The organism is Alteromonas sp. BZK5 (assembly GCF_014349115.1).
Lineage (GTDB): Bacteria > Pseudomonadota > Gammaproteobacteria > Enterobacterales > Alteromonadaceae > Alteromonas > Alteromonas macleodii.
The window spans coordinates 16,920-41,415 of record NZ_JACSOE010000038.1; the positions used below are offsets into that span (position 1 = coordinate 16,920).

General features: G+C 46.1%; 18 protein-coding genes and 1 pseudogene. 4 read left to right on the forward strand and 15 right to left on the reverse strand.

What is annotated here, in order from left to right; translation table 11 throughout:
- The first annotated feature begins 123 nt into the window (after window positions 1–123).
- Window positions 124–831 (forward strand): two-component system response regulator ArcA, encoded by a 708-nt coding sequence (gene arcA, locus BIZ39_RS12210; protein WP_014947922.1) that lies wholly within the window; start codon window positions 124–126, stop codon window positions 829–831.
- 157 nt (window positions 832–988) lie between these two features.
- Here the strand turns inward: arcA and BIZ39_RS12215 are convergent, their stop codons facing one another.
- On the reverse strand, window positions 989–4,108 hold the full coding sequence (locus tag BIZ39_RS12215; RefSeq protein ID WP_187447098.1) for a beta-galactosidase: 3,120 nt from the start codon (window positions 4,106–4,108) through the stop codon (window positions 989–991).
- A gap of 104 nt (window positions 4,109–4,212) precedes the next feature.
- Here BIZ39_RS12215 and BIZ39_RS12220 point away from each other — a divergent pair, with 104 nt between their 5' ends.
- Window positions 4,213–5,067, forward strand: a complete 855-nt coding sequence (locus tag BIZ39_RS12220; protein ID WP_187447099.1) for an AraC family transcriptional regulator — start codon at window positions 4,213–4,215, stop codon at window positions 5,065–5,067.
- Here the strand turns inward: BIZ39_RS12220 and pmbA are convergent.
- Window positions 5,064–6,395 (reverse strand): metalloprotease PmbA, encoded by a 1,332-nt coding sequence (pmbA, locus tag BIZ39_RS12225; RefSeq protein ID WP_039236933.1) that lies wholly within the window; start codon window positions 6,393–6,395, stop codon window positions 5,064–5,066. The two genes, BIZ39_RS12220 and pmbA, sit on opposite strands and share 4 nt — an antisense overlap.
- Before the next feature lie 72 nt (window positions 6,396–6,467).
- On the opposite strand from pmbA, the gene yjgA reads away from it, so the two are divergent.
- Window positions 6,468–7,025: a ribosome biogenesis factor YjgA gene (gene yjgA / locus BIZ39_RS12230; RefSeq protein ID WP_187447100.1), complete on the forward strand. Its 558-nt coding sequence runs from the start codon at window positions 6,468–6,470 to the stop codon at window positions 7,023–7,025.
- A 66-nt stretch (window positions 7,026–7,091) separates the two neighbouring features.
- Window positions 7,092–7,520, forward strand: coding sequence for a hypothetical protein (locus BIZ39_RS12235; protein WP_187447101.1), 429 nt, complete (start codon window positions 7,092–7,094; stop codon window positions 7,518–7,520).
- Between the two features lie 100 nt (window positions 7,521–7,620).
- On the opposite strand, the gene tldD is transcribed toward BIZ39_RS12235, so the two are convergent.
- The 13 genes and pseudogenes from tldD to BIZ39_RS12300 all read right to left on the reverse strand — a co-directional run.
- Window positions 7,621–9,063, reverse strand: coding sequence for a metalloprotease TldD (gene tldD, locus BIZ39_RS12240; RefSeq protein WP_187447102.1), 1,443 nt, complete (start codon window positions 9,061–9,063; stop codon window positions 7,621–7,623).
- On the reverse strand, window positions 9,056–9,874 hold the full coding sequence (locus tag BIZ39_RS12245; RefSeq protein WP_187447103.1) for a carbon-nitrogen hydrolase family protein: 819 nt from the start codon (window positions 9,872–9,874) through the stop codon (window positions 9,056–9,058). The genes tldD and BIZ39_RS12245 overlap by 8 nt, the downstream gene beginning before the upstream one ends.
- Entirely contained in the window at window positions 9,867–13,862 is a 3,996-nt protein-coding gene (locus BIZ39_RS12250; RefSeq protein WP_187447104.1) for a YhdP family protein, read from the reverse strand. Before BIZ39_RS12250 ends, BIZ39_RS12245 begins: the two co-directional genes overlap by 8 nt.
- Window positions 13,863–13,888: 26 nt before the next feature.
- A complete protein-coding gene (rng, locus tag BIZ39_RS12255) occupies window positions 13,889–15,355 on the reverse strand; it encodes a ribonuclease G (protein WP_014947913.1) in 1,467 nt (488 codons plus the stop codon).
- On the reverse strand, window positions 15,352–15,942 hold the full coding sequence (locus tag BIZ39_RS12260; RefSeq protein WP_187447105.1) for a Maf family protein: 591 nt from the start codon (window positions 15,940–15,942) through the stop codon (window positions 15,352–15,354). The genes rng and BIZ39_RS12260 overlap by 4 nt, the downstream gene beginning before the upstream one ends.
- A gap of 36 nt (window positions 15,943–15,978) precedes the next feature.
- Window positions 15,979–16,455, reverse strand: a complete 477-nt coding sequence (gene mreD, locus BIZ39_RS12265; RefSeq protein ID WP_061093985.1) for a rod shape-determining protein MreD — start codon at window positions 16,453–16,455, stop codon at window positions 15,979–15,981.
- On the reverse strand, window positions 16,448–17,350 hold the full coding sequence (gene mreC, locus BIZ39_RS12270; protein WP_187447106.1) for a rod shape-determining protein MreC: 903 nt from the start codon (window positions 17,348–17,350) through the stop codon (window positions 16,448–16,450). Before mreC ends, mreD begins: the two co-directional genes overlap by 8 nt.
- Before the next feature lie 37 nt (window positions 17,351–17,387).
- Window positions 17,388–18,431 carry a rod shape-determining protein gene (locus BIZ39_RS12275; RefSeq protein ID WP_014947909.1) on the reverse strand — a complete coding sequence of 348 codons (1,044 nt, stop codon included), beginning with the start codon at window positions 18,429–18,431 and terminating at the stop codon, window positions 17,388–17,390.
- Window positions 18,432–18,786: 355 nt separating this feature from the next.
- The gene (locus BIZ39_RS12280; RefSeq protein ID WP_187447107.1) at window positions 18,787–22,485 is read right to left on the reverse strand and encodes an H-type lectin domain-containing protein; all 3,699 of its coding nucleotides are present in this window, start codon (window positions 22,483–22,485) and stop codon (window positions 18,787–18,789) included.
- Window positions 22,485–22,973, reverse strand: a complete 489-nt coding sequence (locus BIZ39_RS12285) for an agglutinin biogenesis protein MshP (RefSeq protein WP_187447108.1) — start codon at window positions 22,971–22,973, stop codon at window positions 22,485–22,487. The genes BIZ39_RS12280 and BIZ39_RS12285 overlap by 1 nt, the downstream gene beginning before the upstream one ends.
- The gene (locus BIZ39_RS12290) at window positions 22,963–23,706 is read right to left on the reverse strand and encodes a type II secretion system protein J (protein ID WP_187447109.1); all 744 of its coding nucleotides are present in this window, start codon (window positions 23,704–23,706) and stop codon (window positions 22,963–22,965) included. The genes BIZ39_RS12285 and BIZ39_RS12290 overlap by 11 nt, the downstream gene beginning before the upstream one ends.
- The gene (locus BIZ39_RS12295) at window positions 23,706–24,227 is read right to left on the reverse strand and encodes a prepilin-type N-terminal cleavage/methylation domain-containing protein (RefSeq protein ID WP_014975390.1); all 522 of its coding nucleotides are present in this window, start codon (window positions 24,225–24,227) and stop codon (window positions 23,706–23,708) included. The genes BIZ39_RS12290 and BIZ39_RS12295 overlap by 1 nt, the downstream gene beginning before the upstream one ends.
- Window positions 24,217–24,496 (reverse strand): annotated as a pseudogene (locus BIZ39_RS12300) (type II secretion system protein); the annotation flags it as partial. The gene BIZ39_RS12295 and the pseudogene BIZ39_RS12300, both read right to left, overlap by 11 nt.

Consider the following 24,496-nt stretch of genomic DNA (forward strand, 5'->3'; position numbering starts at 1 on the left):
ATTGGCTAACCCCAATACCTTAACAGTAAGAATATTCACAAGTTGCTTGCAATCAAGTACATGAATATTAAAATTTAACCAGTTAGTTGCTTAAATCGTATTTTAGAAAGAGTGTAGAACACCATGCAGACGCCAAATGTGTTAATTGTTGAAGATGAGGTGGTAACCCGTACCACGCTTAAGAGTTTATTTGAAGCGGAAGGGTATAATGTGTTTGAGGCCGAGAACGGTGATCAAATGCATGATTTCTTCGAGAATCACGCTATCAATTTGGTTATCATGGACATTAACCTACCGGGTAAAAATGGCCTTATCTTGGCACGTGAAGTACGTGACCGTAAAAACGTTGGGCTTATCTTCCTAACGGGTCGTGATAACGACGTTGACCGTATTCTAGGTCTTGAAATTGGCGCAGACGATTATCTGACTAAGCCATTCAACCCTCGTGAATTGACTATTCGCGCGCGCAACTTACTGTCTCGTACTACAAACTCTTCAGAAGACGACGATTTACCAAGCCGTGTAAGCTTCAACGGTTGGACGCTTGACGGTGATAGCCGTTCATTGATTTCGCCTAGCGGAAAAGAATTCCGTCTACCACGCAGTGAATTCCGCGCTCTTCACCTTTTCCTAAGCAATCCAGGTAAGATCCTTACCCGTGAGCAGCTAATTATGGAAATGACGGGGCGTGAACTTCGTCCGAATGACCGTACGGTTGACGTAACGATTCGTCGTATTCGTAAGCACTTCGAATCAGATCCTTCAGATGAAGAATTGATTGTAACCATTCACGGTGAAGGTTACCGTTTCTGCGGTCAGGTTGACGGCTAAGACGTTGCCTGAACGAGTTTTGAATTAATGAAAAGCCGCTACTGTGTAGCGGCTTTTTTATATGTAAACACTTTATCCCAATGACGGCATAGCTATGCTATGCCGCGAATTGTCATTTGAGATATCGAGTGCTAAATGCTCGGCTTCACACTGAGGATTAGCTGTCAGCAGCGCTAAAGCAAACTGAGTAGCGGTATTGCTTCTCTTCCAACAAGAATGCTTTATGTGTACTTGGGCTCCATGAATCATCGCCGCCTACGCCCATGTGGGCATGATCTATGTACACAAACACACAATCTTGAGGTGTTAAATCACAGGTGTGTTTTGCCTCGTCTAGCTGTGCTTGCCCATATTCGCTCACGTTAAAATAGAACTGTCCTCTTGCTTTCAGGCCGCTAACTTCAAGTTGCGTACAGCCACAGCGCAAGCCGTTGTCCGTTGGGAATATGTAGCACGTTTGCATCTCTTCTATAGGTAAGGTGTAGCGACCATAACGCGCTGCCGCTTTTCTGTCAGGATAGTTCTCAAATGGCCCTAGTCCTTGCCAGGTAATCGACGTTGGCTTATCGGCTACAGGCACTGCCGTTTGTATACCAATTCGCGGCATAGGTGGTAAACCGTCATCCAAGAGCACTTCAACGTCTACCGATAGCTTAGCCTGTGCATTTATGGTGTAAACCCACTTTGTTGCAGCTACCAGCTTTTCTGAATGGTGATAATCAAATAACGATGTTATACGCACGTCTTGCGCGCCCTGCTCTACGTTTACGCCCGTGCAAGTGCGTGTCCACTTGCCAATACCAGCACGACGCCAGCGAGACTCCCACGCATTTGGGTCTGGATTATCAACTTCGCTTACCCCAATGTCGTTATCTAGCGGCGCTCTGAAGAAGTTATCTTCTAGCGGCGCGGCAAGTGTTTCCTCCGCGCCTTGAAGCCACGAGGTTAATAGCCCTCTCTCACTATTAAAGCTAAATACGTTATTTTGCGCATGTACCAGCAACATCCCATCCTGAGCTTCAATTGATAGCTCACTAGTGCCGCTTGTTGTTTCGTTATCATTAAGAGAAAACGATACTATTCCACGCTTGTTGACTAGCGCTAACTGGGCGGTGTCCATAACATGCCCTGCTTTAGCCCACGAGCAGTCATTCGCTAGTACCACATCAATATTTAAGTGGTAGTCAGCGCCTGCTTTAAACGTAATATCTGGGCTAAGACTGAGCGTTTGTGCTTGTTGTGGCGCTATGTCGATTTCGCATTCGCCCTTCGCCTCAGCAATCAGTTGTCCATTTTCTAACACTTGCCAACGTAATAACTCGTTGTCTGTGCGTCTAAATAAGTAACCGCTGCTTACTGTAAGCTCAAACTTGTTGTCTTTCTCAACCAACGAAAAGCTTAAGTGCTGCTGACAATATTTAGCTTCTAATAAGTGCGGATGTGGCGTTCTGTCTGGAAATAACAGACCGTTTATACAGAATTGTCTGTCGTTTTCAGTATCGCCGAAGTCTCCGCCGTAAGCCCAGTATGCTTCGCCGCTATTAGTGTGCTTTACTAACCCTTGATCAACCCAGTCCCAAATAAAGCCACCTTGAAGGCGAGGATAAGCCTTAAACGCTTTCCAGTATTCATCAAAGCTACCCAAGCTATTACCCATAGCATGCGCATATTCGCATAGAATAACGGGGCGGTTTTCCCCCGGCATCGACAACCATTTTTTAATGGCCCACTTAGGCACTGCATCGTCTTTAATGTCGGTATCAACCCGTGCGTACATTGGCGCAATAATGTCGGTAGCCGAAGTATCAGCGCCGCCGCCTTCGTACTGTACAGGGCGCGATGGGTCAAATGACTTTGCCCAGCCATACATTGCATCGTGGGTAGGGCCGTGACCAGACTCATTCCCCAACGACCAAATAATGATGCTGGGGTGATTTTTGTCGCGCTCGACCATTTGCGTGAAGCGCGCCATGTAGGCGCCGGCCCATAGCGGGTCGCGAGAAAGCCTTCCCATTGGGAACATACCGTGGGTTTCGATGTTGGCTTCATCTACCACATAAAGCCCGTATTCATCACAAAGCTCATACCAACGAGGGTGATTTGGATAATGAGCGGTACGCACAGCATTGAAGTTGTTTTGCTTTAACAACTTAATGTCTTCAAGCATGTCATCTTCATTGATTGCATGCCCTTTCGTTTGATGGTGTTCGTGACGGTTAACCCCACGAATTAGCACAGCTTTACCATTTATCAGTAACTGGCCGTTTTTCATTTCAATGTTTCTAAAGCCAACGTTATAGGCCTCAACATCAACGGCGTTGCCATTCTCATCAATAAGTGAGACTACGATGCGGTACAGATTCGGTGTTTCAGCAGTCCAGTGTTTAGGTTCATTCACATGAAGCGTTTGAAAAACTACATCATCCCAACCGCCCTTTTCATCAATACGCTTATTGTTAGTGCCGGTAATAACTTGCTCGGTAACAGCGTTATCGCCATCAAAAAGCTGAATACCCACTTTGTAAGTAGAAGGCGCATTGATGGCGGTACGTACGGTTACTATTGCGTCGCGATAGCATGCGTCAAGGCTTGGCGTAACAAACACGTCCTGAATGTGATGCTGAGGTTTGGTGACTAGATTTACGTCGCGGAAGATACCGCTAAGCCACCACATGTCCTGATCTTCTAAGTAGCTGCCGTCTGACCATCGGATAACCATTACCGCTAGTCGGTTTTCACCTTCTACCAAATAGCCAGACAAATCGAATTCAGCCGGTAGTCGGCTGTCTTGGGAATAGCCTACATACTCGCCGTTGCACCACAAGTGAAACGCGCTATTTACCCCTTCAAAGACGATATGATTGCGCTGTTTTAACTCATCCTTGGTAACGTTGAACGTTGTTCGGTAGCAACCCGTTGGATTCTCGCTGGGTACCACTGGAGGGTTCACCGCGAAGGGATATTTCACGTTGCAGTAAATCGGTTTATCGTGACCTTGCAGCTGCCAATTAGAAGGTACCGCAATAGGCTGCCAATTAGCAGATTCATCATCGCTTAATGTTTTAGAAAGCAGGCTTTCAGGTACGTTTGCTGGTGCTTCAAATAAACGGAAATCCCACTGACCGTTTAAACTACGCTTTTGCGCATTGGTATTTTGCAATGCGTCTTTTAGCGTTTTATATCCGTGATGTGGACTGTGGGCATTGATGCGATTCCTCTGAAATACAACCGGGTTTTGCCAATCGTTTTGAGCCACTACTTGCGCAACATTAAGCATGTCATATCCTTTACTTTTTCGTTAAGCGCAATATAGCTAACTTTCATTAAATCCTTTATGCTCTAATCTTTCATATATTTATCCAAAACTATTATTTCACATTTATGCAACTTAGCTTTAGAGACATTGTAGACATAGGCCCTAAGTGCTTTGAACGCTTTATTGATAGTAGTGATACGCCTGAAATCAGCGACCTGGAGATTGAACTAGCAGGATGCTCTAACTTATCAGGTAACTATACGGTAGGTCGCGTTTCGCCTCCTAACCACACCTTGTTTTACAGCATTCATGGTCAAGGAAAATTTCGTGTCCCGTCAGGCGAGATGCAATTGGATGAAGGACAGCTAATTATTTTACCCGCTGGACAAAGTTTCGAAGTCACAATAGTCAGTGAGCAATGGGATATAATTTGGGTAAACTTGGCAGACTCCGAACGCTGGAAATCATTCAGTAAAAGTGAGGCTGTGGTGTTAGATAATGCCAAGCTAGAGGGTCTACATCACGCTATGGAGCTGCTTTACATAGAGCGCGATGTGGACAGTCGAGGGGCGGCAATGCAGCTCGTGTCTAGATACCTGTATCGTATTATTGATGCGCCTTTGAGTGACGTACATACTCACGATGAGAAAGAACGACGCCAGGTAAGCAGACTACACAGCCTCTTTTCAGCGGTTGAAAAACAGCTTCAGTTTGATTGGGATATGGAGAGCTTAAGTGAGAAAGCGCATTATTCTTCCCCTCACCTTCATAGGCTGTGCTTACAAGTGTTTGGGCGCAGCCCCAAACAGCACGTTATCCATTTGCGTATGACACGAGCCAAAAGCTTATTACTAAGCACGCAGTGGCCCGTATCTTATATCGCCAGTTATGTAGGCTACGCAAATGTATTTACGTTCTCGAAACGCTTTAAGAAGTCCACCGGGCTGTCTCCTTCAGCGTTTCGAGAAAGCGTAAACTAGCTGCCTGCTATCTTCATTTGGTCAATAAGCACCGAACCGGTCTGTACACTACCACGCACATCTTTTTCAGCGCCAATTGCCACAATGCCTTTAAACATATCTTTCAGATTGCCAGCAATAGTTACCTCGTGAACTGGGTATTGGATGATGCCATTTTCAACCCAGTATCCCGCTGCGCCGCGCGAGTAATCGCCCGTCACACCGTTAACGCCCTGCCCCATCAGTTCGGTTACGAACAAACCTGTGCCCATTTCTTTAAGCAGGTCGGCGTCGCTGTGACCCGTATCACCTACTAGCCAGTTATGAATACCACCGGCGTGGCCATTCGAGCGGGTGTTTAGCTTACGCGACGAGTAAGTGGTATAAAGATATGTAGCCAATTTACCCGCATCGACAATGGTCATGTCTGAACATGCCACACCTTCGTTATCGAAGCTTGAGCTTGCCAGACCGCCTTTAATAAACGGACGCTCTTCAATATTAAGCCACTCTGGGAAAACTTGTTTACCCAAGCTATCTAACAAGAAACTAGAACGACGGTAAAGGCTACCACCGCTAATAGCTCCGACATAATGACCAAACAAGCTAGATGCGATGTCACGGTGTAAAAGCACAGGCACGTTTGCGGTGTTGATTTTACGAGCCCCCAAACGGTCTACAGTAGCTTTAGCGGCATCAATACCCACTGCACTAGCTGATTGCAGCAAAGAGGCTTTACGACTTACTGTGTAAGCGTAATCGCGCTGCATATCGTTATCTTGTGCGCCAATAACCATACAGCTTAGTGAATAACGGCTGCTAGGATAACCGGCGTTAATTCCATGCGTGTTGCCGTACACGCGCATACCTAGATTTGCGTTATACGACGCGCCATCTGAATTTGTAATGCGCGAGTCATAATTCATTGCTGCCGTTTCGGCTTCAATAGCAGTTTTAATGGCCTTTTCAGTATCTAATTCTTCAGGGTGATACAGGTCTAAATCAGGGAACTCGGTAGCAATAAGGTCGGCATCGGCCAAACCTGTACAAGGATCTTCACTGGTATAGCGAGCAATATCGACGGCTTTTTCCACCGCGAGTGTTAGCGCCGCTTTGCTCAGATCTGCGGTAGACGCACTCCCCTTTCGCTTGCCTACGTATACGCTTATACCTAAGCCGCCGTCGTTGGTAAATTCAACGTTTTCAACTTCTTGCATACGTGAAGAAACGGCGATGCCCTGCACTTTAGACATGCTGGCTTCGGCTTGTGTTGCGCCTTTAGAAAGGGCTAATTTCAGTACATCATCTACGACATTTTGAATGTCGGCTAACTGCTGCTCAATTTGCATAGTAAGTTTCGCTGTCTTAATTCGACTGTGATAGTTACAATTTAGCTAAAGTGTAACACTAATGAGTTTGAAATGAGTGATCAGAAATACAATTCTCCTGAAGATCCTTACTTCGAAGATGCGCAAGCAGATGAGTTCGAAGAGGAAGAATTAATCAGTAAAACTGAGCTGAAGCGTCAAGCTAAAGAACTTCACAAGCTAGGTGAAACCTTGGTTAACCTGACCGATGCTCACATCGCTACGATCCCTATGGATGAAGAGCTTGCTGACGCCATCGCTATTGCCCGCAAAGTAAACAAGAAAAAAGACGGTTATCGTCGCCAGCTTCAGTTTATCGGCAAGGTATTGCGCCAGCGAGACACCGCCCCTATTGAAGAGGCGTTGGCTAAAATTTCTCATCAGCACCAGGCGAGCAATGCTGCTTTTCACGCACTAGAAAAAGCCCGTGAAGCCGTAATTGAACAGGGCGACCCCGCTATTCAAAAGCTGATTGAAGCGCACCCTGAACTTGACCGCCAGAAGCTGCGCCAATTTCACCGCCAAATTAAGAAAGAGCGTGAAAAAAATGCGCCTCCTAAAGCATTCAGAGAGCTGTTTCAGTATTTAAAAGACGTTATTCATGAGGATTAACCGTCTATAATTAAATAAAACTAATCTCAACATCACAGTTTCGTTCACCAGCCAAAGGGGGATAGTGTGAAAATATTTTCCAACCCTAACGCAACACTGAAAAGCAAGTACGGCCAGTACCAAATTGCTGTGCTTGGTAGCATTGTTGGCGTGTCGGCCGAAGGTATTGCCGATGGTTCAGCCATTGAACGCTATGCGCGGGATATGATGGATGTGATTAACAGTTTTGATGGGAATCACTGGGCATTTTTAGGTTTTTTGCATGGTTCTGCTCTTCTCACTAAAGCGGGTGAGACAGAACTGCAGCGTTCAATAGAGTGGCGTGCGAAGCACGGAATGGCGCTTGGCGCGCTAGTTATCGGCGATACCACGGTGCAGCCCATTGTAAGAGCCCAATTTCAGAGAATTTACGACAATGCAGGCCTTGAGCTAGGTATTTTTGGCAATGAGGAAGATGCCATTAAGTGGTTGAATGAAAAAGGATTTGAAAGTTAGCCACGACTTATACCAGTCCGCTTACAAAAAAAGGTTGGTGCCCAAGCCCAACCTTTTCTTAGTTTTTGTGTGAAATTTTCGTGTGATGATTTAGGCTGAATTAAGCCGTACCACCCACCGTCAACTCGTCAATTTTAAGCGTAGGCTGACCTACACCCACCGGCACGCTTTGACCGTCTTTACCACATACACCAACGCCTTTATCTAGGGCAGTGTCGTTGCCAATCATTGAGATTTTTTGCATAACCTCTGGACCGTTACCAATTAAGGTAGCCCCTTTTACTGGCGCAGTAATTTTACCGTTTTCAATTAAGTAAGCTTCCGCGCTAGAAAATACAAATTTTCCTGACGTAATGTCTACTTGTCCGCCAGCAAAGTTCGGCGCGTAAATACCTTTGTCGATAGACGCGATAATTTCCTGCGGATCGTGTTGGCCTTCCAACATATAAGTATTCGTCATGCGGGGCATAGGCAAGTGCGCATAGGATTCACGACGACCATTACCGGTAGGCGCAACGCCCATAAGCTTGGCGTTATGTTTATCCTGCATATAACCTTTCAAGATACCATCTTCAATAAGCACGTTGTGCGCTGTTGGTGTGCCTTCATCGTCTACCGACAACGAGCCACGACGGTCGTTTAATGTCCCATCGTCAACAACCGTCACGCCTTTTGCTGCAACGCGCTGACCAATACGGCCACTAAATGTTGATGCACCCTTACGGTTAAAGTCGCCTTCAAGACCGTGCCCTACCGCTTCGTGAAGTAAAACACCTGGCCAACCGTTACCTAATACTACAGGCATAGCGCCTGCCGGTGACGCCACAGCCTGCATGTTAACGCGTGCCATGTGAAGGGCATCTTCTGCCAAGGTTTCGTAATACGGTTTGCCGTTTTCGTCTTGCTTAAAGAACGAGTAGGCATAGCGACCACCAGCCCCCGCTGAACCACGTTCACGTCTATCGCCTTGTTCTAGCAATACCGAGCAGTTCAAGCGCACTAGCGGGCGAATATCAGTAGCTAACGTACCGTCACTGCCAGCAACTATAATTTCTTCATACACACCGCTTAAGCTCACCACTACCTGATTGGCAGACGGTTCTTGTTTGCGGATATAGGCATCAACTGCTTTTAAAAGCGAAATTTTCTCAGCGTCTTGCATCGCAAGAATAGGGTTATTTTCGCTGTATCGCGCTTGCACTGTTTTTTGTCCAAGCGAAGCAACTTGTTGTGACCCGCCGCTTGGCGCAATGCCACGAGCCGCTTTACACGCTTTGGTCAACGCTTCTTCGCTTATTTCGTCGGAATAAGCGAACCCTGTTTTCTCGCCGCTAATTGCACGCACGCCTACGCCGCGCTCTATGTTATAGCTGCCTTCTTTAATAATGCCGTCTTCCAACACCCAGCTTTCGTGCTGGCTTGACTGAAAATACAAATCGGCATAGTCGGTATCGTGACGATGAATAGTCGCTAAAGCACGCTCTAGCTTAGAGATATCTAGCCCTGAGTCAGATAATAAATGACGCTCAACAGATTTAGACAAAGTGACTCCTGAATCGGTTATGTTCGGCAACCGGCATATTCTGTTTAATGGTTTCTCTTTCTGCAATATCTACTTTTGCCGAAACTAACCCTACGTCGGTTTTGCGTTCGGCAAGGGTCTCCCCCCAAGGCGACAGTACAAGACTGTGACCGTATGTTTCACGGCCATTTGCATGCACACCACTTTGATTTGCAGCTACCACAAAGCACTGCTTTTCAATGGCTCTGGCTTGCAACAACGCATGCCAATGCGCTTCTCCGGTGCGCTGGGTAAAGGCCGCTGGCAACACCAAAATATCGATATCGCCCATTGCAGTAAATAACCCTGGAAAGCGTACATCATAGCACACCGCAAGACCAATGTTGCCTATTGGCGTTTCAACAGTAACCACCTTGCTGCCCGCTTCGGTTGTCGCCGATTCACGATAACTGCCCGTGTTGTCGTTAACTGATACATCGAACATGTGAATTTTTCGGTAGTCTGCCAACACATCACCATTGGGGCCAAACAGCATGCAGGCTGCGGAAAACTTCTCTGGGCTATTGGTTTTCACTGGAAACGTACCCGAAACCAGATAGCACTGGTATTGTGCAGCAAGCGCTGACAAACGTCGCTGAATTACGCCTTCGCCCTTTGTTTCTGCCACAGCAAGTTGGCCTTTGTCTTTACCGCCGAAATAAGCAAAACACTCTGGAAGCACAACTAAACTGTTTTTCTCAATCTTTGCCGATGCCATTTCGTTTGCAACGGTGTCGAGATTTTCTTCCACGCTTGGCGCAGATGTCATTTGTAATGCAACTAAATTAACCATCGATCACCTCCATTTTAAGCCTGCGTACGTCATCTTCCGTTAATGGCCTGTCTTGCGGGTTGGCCGGTACAGGCGCATTTTGCGCAGGTAAGCTGATGTCTTTGCTGTTGCGCTCAACTTCGTCGAACTTAGGATCTTTTATGGTGCCTGTAACGCGATAGTTCACATTCGAAATAACTTTCGCAGAGGTTAGCACCTGGTCTATGGCAAGAGCAGCGAGTGCAGTGGGCGGCGTAGCCAAGAAATACACTAAAAACGGTAAGTTCCCGGTTACGTTCGGTGCGAACGATACGTTGTAATTTAATCCACCAGTGTTGAGGTCGGTGAAGCCTGTGATCTCTATTTCACCAGCGCCGCCGTCAATTTCAGTATCGTCGGTATACGCTTTGCCATTAACAATACTTAACGTACCGCCCATATCGTCGTAGAAAAAACCCTTAGCAAAAATGTCTCGAAAGTCGAGGCTGAGCTTTCGCACTAACGAGTTCAAGCTAAACAGGGTAAAGATACGTGACCCCTTATCACTCAACTCAGTTAGATACCCATCTGACAGCGACCACTCAACATTACCGTTTAGCTGTTCAAACCCGAAATCCATCGGCGCATTTGGCCAGTTGATATCAAACGCGACGTTTGCGCTAGAATCTTTTATACCTGATTCAACACCGTACTCTTTTAGCATCTGCCCAACGTCGGGAGACGTTAATGTTCCGTTTAACGCGCTTTGAATCTCGCCTCCGATGTGCTTCCAATAACCCGTTGCGGTAACGTTAGTTTCATCAGATTTCACTAGAAGCTGACGAATGGCTAAACCATTCTCTTCCTTCGCGATGTCTAAGGTAATTTCACCTAAATCGATGCCATGCACGCCACAGGACTGACAATAAAAATAAATGGGCGGTAGCGTATTTGGGTCAATATTGTAGGGCGACTCGCCTTCCTCATTTGGCATAGCACTATTGGTAGCTAACTCAACGCCGCTCTCTGAGTCGGCTTTTGTCGTCCCCCCGGCTTCAACAGGTTTCTCTAGTGATAAATAGTCGGCATTTATCTCAATGCCCTGCTCGTCTAAATCACTATTAATACGAATAGTGGCTCTTGCCTGAGGCGACGCTAAGTCTAGGATCCAATCTTTATTGCGTTCTGTTGCACTGAGCTGCGCATCTTTAATACTGTGGCCAGCAAAATTTAGCTTGTCGGCTTTGGCGAATATCCGCGAGGGAGTACCAAACAAATTCGCTTTTTTGCTTTCGTTTGATTGGATACTCGATTGAGCATTTGTTTTTGCAACGGCGGTGCTGGTGTCTTTCCCTTTACCGGAAAGTAACATATTTATAGTGGTAAACCATTCTTGCACATCAGCTTGAGCTAGATTCGCACTGATACTAAAACCTGTACCAATGTTGGCTATATCGCTTTCGCCAAGTGCCAAGTGCGCACGTGAAAACTGCATTTCTTTGTGCGGTAGTATGCCATCAAAACGAATGTTATCACCAAGTGACGCCTCCACATTTGATGCTTTGCTATCGCCTTTACTGGTAATAAGCAGCGGTAAACTGCTGCCTGCTGGCGTATCGAAGGGAGCAGGCAGTACACTTTGTGTCGCCGTTAAATCTGCAGTTAAATTGGCAGTATAGTTAAACCCACTGTTTGAAAGCGACAGTTGAACTGTAGTGTTCCAATCACTTTCGCCGTCGATGTATTCGGTGAGGTCTGTATTCACATAGTTAGCCAGCGGATGTACATGCCATCGTCCACCTAACTCTACATTTAGGTCGTACGTGTCGCCCTGTCTACCGGATAGCGACAAGCTCACCGGCTGTTTAAGAAACTGCGCCTGAAGCCCACTTGCGTCTATATCGCCATTAACAAATGACACCTCTCCCGATGCCTTATCAAATAGCATATTTGTGGTCGCAACAAAAACGGGGTTATTCGACAAGTGCGCCGTTCCCGATGCCACCACATCTTTGCCTTTAAACGGGATATCAAGCTTTATATCGGCAGATAGAGGCCCGCCAATTTGCACGTCTTCGTTAAGTACTTTGCCTAAAGATTTTTTAAGGGACGAATCCATCATTAACGCGGTTAGCGCGTTACCAGTGCCAGTACCATTGGCATAAATAATCAGGCGAGCATCTGGACTAAAGCTTGGAATGGCAGCCGACATATCACTGATTTTCATACCAGCAAGCGTCGCACTAGGGCTCTCCATCACTAATGCATTATTCACAAAATACAAAGATAGGTCTAAGTTATTAAGTGCCGGCCAGTCTGGAGCAAAAAGAAAATCCCCCTGCTCAATATCGACATACGCCTGAAAAATGCCCGTGTTGTCGTCAAACGGGAAGTCACTCGTGCGACCGTGCCACAGCACGCGCGCATTTGCGATTTCACCTTCTCCTGTAAACGCGCGAGTAAGGTATTTATCGGTATTGGTCCCCATTAAAGAAGAGGGAAATAAACTGCTCACCTCATTTAACGCCAATGGGCTTACATCCACATAAAGCGACATAAACCCTGTCGACGTATTCAGTTTAAACTGCGGGCGAAGAGTAACGGCATCACTATCGAACAGCATATCGCTGCCTTTTACTACCCACTGCTTGTCTTCACTATCTATCTGCTCTGGGTAAATATAAAACTGAGATTTAAACAGCTTTATATTGACGTCTTTCTTAATTACGCCGTTGGCACTTAGTAAGCTATCCGCACTCTCTAAGTAGATAGCGCCATTATTTTTATACCAGAAAAAGTCTGCGTCTAGCGACGAAAGACCTGGTACCTTATCTGTTTTGTCCCACTGCAAATCTAGCACTTTAGCAGCTAAAGAAGGCTGACCGTTGTGCCATTGAATCTGCAACGTGGCCAACTCGCCTTTTGGATTAAGCCCGCGTATTTCTTCTTCACTGGTATCATCCATGAAAAGCGGCAACAGCAGCAGAAAGGGGTTAATTTGCACTGGCTTTACGGTGTTTATCAGCGCATCACCATTTGCACTTATACTGCCAATTAGGTCTGTTGTAAGGGTCTCGTTGCGAGAATTAAGCACCAATTGATCCACTCGGACATTCCAGCCTCCCTGTCTGTTCTCATCGTTAGGCAACGCTTGAAGACTACCTCCGCTGATACCTGTTACCGTTTTCGCGCGGCCACTGCCCCACTCTAAAAGGCTTTCACTAAGCTCGGCTTGTACGCTAGTGACTTCACTTTGAGAAAAGTTAGTCCATACTTCAAAGTTTGCGCGGCTTTGCGCTAGTGGACGCTTGGTTTTGATGAGATCGCTAACCCACGGAGAAATATCGAGCTCTTCTGCTTTGGCGTAAAACACGCCGTCAAAGTCTTCCCGCGTGCCCGTGATATCAATGATAAACGACGCCGAGTTAGCCGCTAAATCTGCAACCTTGAGCTGACCTAAACCTTGGTGTCGCTCTTCATGGTTGTTCCACGATAAACTTTCAATATCAAATGAATTGGTTTCATTAAGATGAGTGACAGATACCACCCCGTCTTCTAACGAGAAGCTTTGAAGCTGCTCTAAAAACAGACGCTCTAGTGCATTTACTACAGGGAAATTATTCTTATCGCCTCCAGAAAGGCGATCGGCGTCAATATCAAGCTTAAGACCACGCAGCTCAAAACGGGTAGATGAGATAAGTTGGTGGCGTAGCGATTGCCAGAAATCTAGCTCGACGTAGATTTGCCTGATATCCAATGCAACAGGGGAAGCATCGTTTTTTGCCAACGACACCGAATTGAGCACAATACTTGGACCATTGCGCTGCCAAACAGCATGCACACTTTGGATGGATAGGTTTACGCCATACTGCTCATTAATATAATTTTCCAACAGGTGTTTGTTGTGCTCAATATGCGGCAGAGCATAGCGTGCAGCGCTTAAAACAAGCGCGAAAAGTACAAGCAATACGGCGAGTAGCAGCCAAAACTTCTTAAGTAGATAAGCGGCTACCGACGAAAAATTTGTCACATTTTGCCTTTGTATACGTTAATGCATTACATCATGACGACGTCGTACTTATCCTGATTGTACAATGTTTCTGTTTGAACCTTGATTTGTTTAGACACAAATACTTCCAGTTCTGCCAGCATATGAGACTCTTCACCCATTAAGGCTTCCGCCACTTTTGGTGAAGCGTAAACCACAAACTTGTCTGCGTCGTAGGCGCGATTCACCCGTACAATTTCACGCATAATTTCAAAGCAAATGGTTTCAATGGTTTTTACCGTGCCTCGCCCTTTACACACCGGGCATTCTCCGCACAATATATGCTCAATGCTTTCACGGGTGCGCTTACGGGTCATTTCAATTAGCCCTAGCGCAGTAAAACCGTGAATATTTATCTTGGCTCTGTCCTTGTTCGTCGCCACCTCTAATGAGTGTAAGACACGTCGTTTGTGGTCTGGTTCAATCATATCGATGAAGTCGATAAGGATCATCCCACCCAAGTTGCGCAATCTTAACTGACGGGCAATCGCCTGCGTCGCCTCAATATTGGTGTTAAAAATTGTTTCTTCTAAGTTCCGGTGGCCAACAAAAGCGCCCGTATTAATGTCGATTGTGGTCATCGCTTCGGTTTGATCGATGATCAAATAGCCGCCAGATTTTAAATCGACACGGCGTTCCAAGGCTCGCTGCGCCTCGTTTTCCACATCGTATAAATCAAAAATAGGTCTATCACCCGGGTAGTATTCGAGCTTGCCGTTCATTTCAGGCACGTACTCTTTGGTGAACTGGTGAAGTTCATTGAATGATAGTTTCGAGTCGATTCGAATTCTGTCGAGCTCTGTACCAACAAAGTCGCGTAGCACTCGTCGTGCTAGCGGTAAGTCTTCGTAAAGCACGTTCGACTTACGCTTTTTCATACGCGACTGAATTTTATCCCACAGCCTTCGCAAAAATGCTGCGTCGGACTGCAGTTCGTTTTTGCCCACGCCTTCAGCCGCAGTACGCAGAATGAAGCCACCGTTTTCATCACAAAACTCTTGCACCAGCGACTTTAAGCGCTCTCTTTCTGCTTCTTCTTCAATGCGTTGAGATACGCCTACGTGAGTTACCGAAGGCATAAATACAAGATAACGGCTGGGGATAGTAATGTCTGTGGTAAGGCGTGCGCCTTTGGTACCGATAGGATCTTTCACTACCTGAACCACAATATCTTGACCGTCTCGCACCAACTCGCGAATGTCTTGCTTTTGAATATGGCTTGCCGAGACTTCTTCAGCAATTTCATTGTGAATGACAATGTCAGATGCATGTAAGAAGGCGGCCTTTTCTAAACCGATATCAACAAATGCTGCCTGCATTCCCGGTAATACACGGCTAACTTTACCGCGATAGATATTGCCAACCAAACCGCGTTTGGTATGACGCTCTACGTGAATTTCTTGCAGTATTCCGTTTTCAATAAGCGCCACCCGTGACTCTGACGGGGTAACGTTAATAAGCAGTTCAGCACTCACGACACAACTCCAAATGCATTAAGTAATTGGCGGGTTTCGTACAGTGGTAGGCCTATTACGGCACTTGCACTGCCGTTAATGGAAACTACAAACTCACCACCAATACCTTGAATAGCGTAACTCCCTGCTTTGTCGGCAGGTTCTCCTGTTTCCCAGTATGCGTCAATTTGCTCATCCGTCAATGCTGCAAAAGTCACAGATGTGGTAATTACTTGAGTCTGTTGCTGAGCGTTATCAAGCACACAAATAGCGGTAAGGACGTCATGAGTTTTACCAGAAAGCATAGTGAGGATGCGCTTAGAATCTGCTTTGTCTTCTGGCTTGCCAACACTTTGTCCGTTAAACGATATTAGGGTGTCGCTGGCCAGAATAACCTTGTCGTCGGTCATTGCCAGCTGATCCTCAAGGTATGCTTTCACCGCTTGGGCTTTTTCACTGGCTAGCCTTGCGACAAGCTCCATCGGTGGCTCGTTGTCACGGGGCGACTCGTCAATATCGGCAGGCTGTATTGTATGGGCTATGTTCATTTGTTTGAGCAAAGCGGTGCGTCGTGGAGAGGCTGACGCTAACACTACCGATTTTGTCATTGGCTTACCTTTGGTTTAATCGAGAACGTGTTCGGGTTACGAAATTGAAAACTGTCTGCGCGTGCGTCGAAGCAGCCAAAATACCCACGGCCACAACACCATTGACGTTATCACCGGCCACAGGTAATCGACTTGGAAATAAATATCAGTCAGTAGATGCTGCACCCAAAATGTAAGTAAGTGGTATAGCGCCGATAGTAGACCGATAATAATGGCTTGCTGCCAAACGGAGTAATTTCTTAGTCTTTGGTAATTAGCCGCTAATATATAAACACAAATACTTAAGCCGAAACTATGAATGCCCAAGGTTGTGCCTACAAGCACATCCATAGCAACACCAGTTAAAAACGCCACGCCCACATTCACTCTGTGGGGCAGTGCCATGCTCCAATATGCTAATACAACCAGTACCCAGTCAGGGCGGTACACATCTACTTGAGTGGGCAGCGGAACAATTTGCAGTACCAGAGCAACTAACAAACTAATCCATATAACGAGGTTACGTTTACGCATCTGAAGATTCTTCCTCGTTTACAGCTGGCTTATCAGTGTCGTCAGTAGAGTTAGCATCAGACTCACTCTCTGACTCAGGCGTGTGCCATAACAGCAATAGGTGTCGAAGCCTGTCTAGGTTTGCTAAAGGTGTGACAATAACACGAGCAAAAGGGCGGCTTTCATCTCGGACGACTTGTGAAACTCTTGCCACAGGGTAACCTTCTGGAAAGACCTTTCCTAAGCCAGACGAAATTAATGTGTCACCTTCTTGAATATCGACACTGTGAGGAACATGCTCTAGATACAGCTCGTTTAGCGCGCCGCTTCCGGTTGCGATAAAGCGAATATCGTTTCGAAGAGATCGCACAGGAATAGCGTGGGTAACGTCGGCAATCAGCAATACACGGCTGTTTGTAGACCCAACTTCCATTACCTGACCCACTATGCCCTTATCATCAATGACTGGCTGAGACAGATATACGCCGTCTATTGCCCCCTTGTTGATAACCACCTGCTGGCTGTACGGATTTTTATCCACCGCCATTAACTCAGCAACCATTCTTCGAGAAGAAACCCGAATAGGGGCCTGCAGTAACTCTCGTAATTGCGCGTTTTCTTTTGCAATTACATCGAACCGCTGGAGCTTTTCGCTCATTAGCAACAGCTGATTATTAAGTTTCTGGTTTTCGGACAGCAATTGTTCTTGAGACGTAAGACGCTGGGCACTTTCATTTAGCATTAAACCGGGAAGGTTTGCTAAATACTGAAGTGGGCTCATTAATGAGTTTAGATAAACCCGCGTTGAATTGAAACCGTCTAGCTTATGGTCGACAAATATCAGAACCACCGACAGCACAAGCGCCAGTGTAAGCCTGTTATTTAACGAAGGGCCGCGGGTAAAAATAGTATCCATGATACAAATAAGGCAACCTTACGGTTGCCTTTCCTGTTTATTCGTAGCTAAACAGGTCGCCACCGTGAAGGTCAATCATATCGAATGCCTTACCACCGCCGCGTGCTACACAAGTAAGCGGATCATCAGCAATAACAACTGGAATGCCCGTTTCTTCCATTAGCAATCTATCTAAGTCTTTGAGTAGCGCGCCACCACCGGTAAGTACCATACCGCGCTCAGAAATGTCTGAAGCAAGCTCTGGCGGAGACTGTTCAAGCGCCACCATAACTGCTGAAACAATGCCGGTTAGTGGTTCTTGAAGCGCTTCAAGAATTTCGTTTGAGTTTAGCGTAAACCCGCGAGGTACGCCTTCTGCTAGGTTGCGACCGCGCACTTCAATTTCGCGCACTTCTTCACCTGGGTAGGCAGCACCTATTTCATGCTTGATACGTTCGGCTGTCGCTTCACCTATAAGTGAACCGAAGTTACGACGAATATAGTTGATAATAGCTTCATCAAACTTGTCACCACCAATGCGAACAGATGATGAATAAACTACGCCGTTAAGTGAGATAATGGCAACTTCTGTTGTACCACCACCAATATCGACCACCATTGAACCTGTTGCTTCTGATACAGGTAAACCCGCACCAATAGCAGCCGCCATTGGCTCGTCGATAAGATAAACTTCGCGGGCACCTGCACCCAATGCAGATTCTTTAATTGCGCGGCGCTCTACTTGTGTTGAACCACAAGGAACACACACTAATACACGAGGACTTGGGCGCAAGAAATTATTGTCATGCACTTGTTTAATAAAGTGCTGAAGCATTTTTTCAGTGACGTAAAAGTCGGCAATAACACCGTCTTTCATCGGACGAATTGCACGTATATTACCCGGCGTACGACCAAGCATTCGCTTAGCTTCTGCACCTACTGCTGCAACACTTTTTGGTCCTGCTGCGCGCTCTTGACGAATAGCTACTACTGAAGGCTCGTTTAGAACAATACCTTGGTCTTTTACATAAATCAGCGTATTAGCTGTTCCGAGGTCGATGGACAGATCGTTAGAGAACATGCCTCGAAGCTTTTTAAACATGAAGAGTGTATTCCTGTTTCTGTGTTAACGCGTATTTGCAAAGGTGAGATGGCGACGCTTTAACGTGAAGTCGATATTTATCCGCACACTTTAACAATGGGGGCTATTTTGGGCAAGTAATGCTGTAATTAAGTGACGAAATAACTGCATTTTTGCTTAGTAGTTTTAGCGCTTTACCCATGAAGGGATACCACACACGCGTTTCCAAATAATTTTAAAATTAGACCCACATAGTGACCCTGTGAAAATTAGAAGGTTCAAAAACAATTTGCTAATAATTTACATCTCTTTATGTTGGCGCCACTACGGTGTGCTACGCAACCAGCATTACGACCAAGCGGGATAACCTTCTTTGCTAATTATTAATTTGCTCGCGCTTGTAAATGATATTGTCGTTTCCTCGATACACACCATACGTGAGCGTTGCGTTTGGAGGGTTATCAGCTTCACCATCTCCATCCCAATCCCAAAATAGCCAAGCATCAGGCGTATAACTTACAGGATAATTGCCAGCACCGTTTGGTGATGACAGGCGAATTCCGTCACTATTTCTATAGGCTCCTTCACTTAACGACTCTTCCCCCGAAGAAACCAATTCACCAGATTCGTCATTCACGTTATCGTGGTCATAAGCCGTACAACTGTCATACTTATTAATTCGCCAATTATTTCCGTCCCAATATTGGGTGCGAAGCGGTAACAAAAGCGCTTCGTCGGCTGCACCGTAGTTATTTATCAACGTTGCACGACCGTAGGCAAAGCTGATTGAATCACCAAAATCGTCAACGCACTGACCGGAACAAGAAAGTCCATTGAAGTTTGCGCCCTCAGTTTGTGCTTGGTCTGCCACCAGCGCAATGTGTGCTTCGAGGTAAGGCCCATCTACGCTGTTATCAGCAAGGCGACTAAATACGATATCGTTGTCAGAAAATGAAATAAGACCAGCACTGGTATTTTGCGGCCAACTTATTGAATTAATGTTTTCAAGCCTATTTAGCAAGCTTGTGCCGTGCTCGACTTGTAAGCTGATATTGACCAGTTTATCAAAACCATCGTAGTAGTTTGTGGTGCGGCTGCCATTTTGGTTAAGTGCGGTTAGCGAGAAGCTTACTTCGCTAATGGGTTGATCAAAGTAATTAAATGCGCCATTGACGTTACACGCCGCTTCAACATTTCCGCTCAAGGCAAAATTAGAAGGTGCGAAACGCCCAACGTTTTGCACCAGCCCTTGCACGGTGGTATCTGACAAATAAGTACTCTGTGCCGCAATGGAAATTGTACCTACCTCATCGTAATTAATACCAACGTTAACTTTACCTTCATCGCTAAATAAAACACTGGGCACGCTCAATGTACCCGTTGCGCCGCCACTAGGAAGTATATTTAAGGGTGTTAACAACGCGCTACCTGAAAAATGCTCCGCGGTATTATTATTTTCCAGTGCTGCAAAGTTATCTGGTATTCCATCGTCGTTACTGTCTTCACCATCGACCCACTGTACTGTTCGCAAGCCTAAGACAAAGTCTTCCCCTGTCAGTTTGAGCAGCGAACCATTCGCACTATTCGCGTAACCGTTAAGATTGGAGCTCGTGCCGCTATCATTTAAGATATTCATAGCAAAGCCGAACGGACGCACTTTAAAAGTATTAGAAGAACCTGCAATACCGCTTCGATTTGTTATGTCTGCTGACAACGACAACTCTCCCGCATCTGGGTATTGAATTGTAAAGGCAGCTCGCGAGTCAGCATCAAATTGAATAGGAAAGGTGCGTGGGGTTAGCCCCAGTTGATGTTCATTACCGTTATTGATAAGCAGTAGGGTGTTAGAACAATTACTCGAACTAGAACAGTTATAATTTAATTCAACATCGACAATTTGATTTTTTAGCGTGTCAGAATTCCCACATGCTTCGATAGCATAGGTCTTGCTGTTAAAGCCAGTGTCTGAAGGCTTACCAGAAAGCTGAGTAACGATGGTTTCTGAATCATCAGTGATATTCTTAAACACCAGCCCGTCGGATTCATAATCTATTTTACAGCTACCTAAATTCACTTCTTTACCACCGATAAAGCAACGCAATTGAGAAGATGGATTTTCTCCCGAAGTAGCAAGTTCAGGATCTGCGCCTCTTAGGCTATCGAGCGTTAGCGAGGTCTGCCCGATAAACGTTACGCTGTCGTCAGGCGACCATCTATAGTTACCGCTATTAACGGGCACTAAGTTAACTGTTGATGGCTGGGAGTAGAGTAAATTACAGTTGACGTCTGCACAGGCTTTTAGGGTAACTTCTTTCGCGGCGCAGCTACTACCCTTGTTATCAGCTAGTTCAAAACGATAGTGATTCAGTACTTCAATGACTTCCCGACCGCAGATGCCAGGAATATTGTTTGGCACTGCATTAGCCGTCACCCTCAGAGTAGCAGGTGAGCCGACGCCACCTCCTGCGGTAAAGCGGCCTCTCAATGTGCCTTCAGACACATTGGCAAAGGTTATTTCACCTTTTGCTAAAACCAATGCGTTGGGGTTTGAGCCATCGATGACCACATCTCCATCGACATAAATAGCGAGATAAGCCCCTTCAGCGACAGTGATATTTGCGTTCACCATGGTGAACTTTGTAGCCACGCCATCTATATTGTCCCCTGGGTCAGAAACATAAATTCGCGTGGGTGCAATTACGGTGTAGTTACCCGCCGCCATGGTTACCAGTTGACGGTTAAAATAATAATCCCCCGCTAAATCCCCTTCTGCTATCTCTGGGCCGCTATCGTCAATGGTAATTGTTGGTATCGCTCTCGCTTGTGAGTCGGTAAGCGCATCTATGTTGTTCACGGTACAGTCGACAGGGTTCTGTCCGCATTTTGGGTAGTCTACAGATCCACTTGTAGCGTCGGTGATAAACTGCTGTGCTGACAACACACCTGCATTTTCATCAATCATTCGGCTACCAGCTGCGAGTGAAATTGCGGAACCACTAAAAGCGGCAACCGCGCCAGGAAAGGCGTCATCACAACTAGGAACTTCACCACTAAACACAAACTCTGAAGTCATAGCCAGAATGCTAGCGTCTTCTTCAGTGTGGTTGCGCTCAGAGTCTAAACTTCTATCCTCATCTACACGCAGTCCAAGCCTATTTTTGTTTACGCCGCAGCTGCGAAGCCAACCGCCGTCGCCGCCGTTTCTACTTATTTTACTGGCTGCAACCAAAGGAGTTTGCGCATAGTTATTTTTAAAGTCATTTCGAAAGCAACCATCGTCCCACCCCTGTATGCGTACGTCGGCAAAATCGGCTTCCCAAACCACTTCAATACCATTGTCATCGAAAAATCTACGATTGAATCCCTCTGTTGTCGCCATGTAAGCTACCGTTTCATTGCGTGTAACTGGCGCATAATCCGTTTCAGACGCTTCCAACGCCATAAAATAAGACGGTGCTTCATACTTTGCTGCAATAGTTAGAAACGGTAACAAATGTTCGTTGGGTGGCTTCTTTCCATTAACGTCAACTTGGTTATTTAACGTTTGAATAGAGTGAAAGAAAACAGGCTGTTCACCAAAATCAGTTTCAAGTGAAACGCGAGCATATCTCGCATTTTCTTCGCCCACCTTCAAAGGGCCGTTAGGTTCATACCAAGGAGAGCTTGTCGATGCCTGAATAGTCCCCCCTCCGAGCTCCATCTTACCGACTTCAACAATATCACCGTCAGGAAATTCATGAACGCCATACGCAATCGCTAAGTAATGTGCTCCCATCGTGATATGCGGACCATCTTCTCCAGAAGGCTCAAGGGGCAAAGCTTCAAAACCTGTGCGGGTAACATTGCGAATTTTGACAATCGCTGGGTTGCTACCTTGATTGGTAGAGAGCATAAACACTGCTGGCGGCTCGTCGTATACCTGTGAAAAGCTAATGGTTGTCCACTCTGCTTTATTGTAGGTGTTTTGAAGCTCGATGAACCTGCCTTCGATTTGAGGAACGGCTTGCACAGCTAACGCTTGTATAAACAAGGCACAAATCAAAAAGAGTCGAGCAACAGAATTACAGTATGTCATTATTCTTCCTGCCTTACTTCAACAAGAACGCGTTTTGAGGTTTCGAGCTGGCCGGTACTGCACTGCGCTTCGGCCCCTAACGCATAAACCCTTATTTCACCAGCGGCAACTTCAGGCTCTTCGACTTCAGTTTCCACCTCACAAGATAGCGTAATCGTACAATTCTGCATGTTGACTACACTAATAACTACCGGCTGTGTTATGACTGTGCACGCCGGATTATCGCCGTTAATTAGCCTAGAAATAGCGACTTCCATCCCACTTTGCGCCGCTAAGTAAGCACGAGCGCCATAATATTCAATGGATTGCTGGCGAATATTCGATGAGATTTGATTAGACAGCGCAATACCAAGACCTAAAAGTATAATACTAATGATAATTGCTACAATGGTGGTTGAGCCTTGTTGGCGCGCTGGAGAACCAGACAACCCAACAGGACGTTGGCCTATACGATACTTTTTTTGTTGGCGTGTTTTACTATGGCACATTAGGGAAATGCACCTCGTGTACAACCGATATCTGTTCATCGTCACTGCTTTGTAAGGTCATTTGCAGTTCGATTAAGCCATTTTGCCGTAACCCTGCAGTGACCACATTCGCACTCCACGAAACCACATTAGTACCAAGGACGCCCGACGTAGCACCTTGCGTCCTAATTAAGCGTTCACCTTGAACGGTAGATGTTCTACAAACGGTTACTTGCGCTTCAGGAATAAAGAAGCGCTTTCCCGGAGAAGATTGTGTATTGGGGGCACTGAGTGTGAGGTCATATTGATTATCGCTAGTCGGATCGGAAGCAGCGTCGGCAATAGCATCTATTATTCGCCCGTTATCATTCACGCTCTGTGGGTTTGTTGGGTATATAACAAGAGTGTCGTCTTTACTTAACTGACTATTGAACACGACTACGTGCATAGGATTATTAAACGCGTCGCCCACATAGGTGCCACTTTCCTTAATTGGGTAGTAAGAAAGACACCCTAAACTCGAATCGAATGACACAGAATTTGGCACCACATTACGCAGTTCTTTTTCGAGCCGCAAAATAATAAAGCGCGCATCTGAAACAAGGCGGGTACGCTCTGCGCCGGTTATATAGATTTGTGCACTTAAAGAAATCACTTGAGCTACAGATACGCTTATCACACCTAAAATAGTGATCACTAAAATAAGTTCTATTAATGTAAAACCGTGTTGTCGCTGTGCTCGTCGTGGAGACATTAATAGCTCCCTCGATAAGCGCTAAAATTGTAAACTTGGCCGTCTGGTGCCGTAACTGCGATGTCAATACGTTTAAACGTTAGGCCGTCTGTTGGCGTACTGTCGTTTAGGTCACTGTCGTAATCTACCGTTACGGTAAAACCGAAACTGCTATAGTTTCCGCCCACGTCGTTAACTGTGTATCCGTTGTAATCGTCTACATCGTCGTAGTCGTCTTCGTTGGCTTCTTCTGGACCAAGTGTTGTTGAGCAATTTCCTTTGGCATTACAGGTTTCAAATGGCGGGCTTCTGTCACTATTTTCATCATAAGAGCGACTAAGAATATCATTCATTAAAGACTGCCCTAGCTTCGCCGCTTTCACCTGACGAAATGGCTCTGCGGTTTGTTCAGCTTGCGGGACAATAAGCGACAGAACTACGGTTAGGCTAATCGTAAATACAACAATACCAATCACCAGCTCTAACAGGGTAAAGCCGTTCACGCATTTTTTATGTACAGGCAATACAACCCTAGCACGCATAAACTGCCCCTTCGCTTTGTAAACACATGGCAAAGGTATTTATTTGAATTCTACAATTCGTTGAACACGCGATATTTCGCGGCCTGCCAAACCCATCAAACTGAATTTGAGAAAAGCTATCGCCATTTTCATCGGCCGTTTGAAAAGTAAAGTCGGTGCTTGATGCATCGACTACCTGATCGGCATCAAAAGCGGTAGAAAGGGCGTTTGCACAATCGTGGCCAGCGGGAGGGGCAATGATTGTGGCGGTTATTTTCACACAGCTAGTG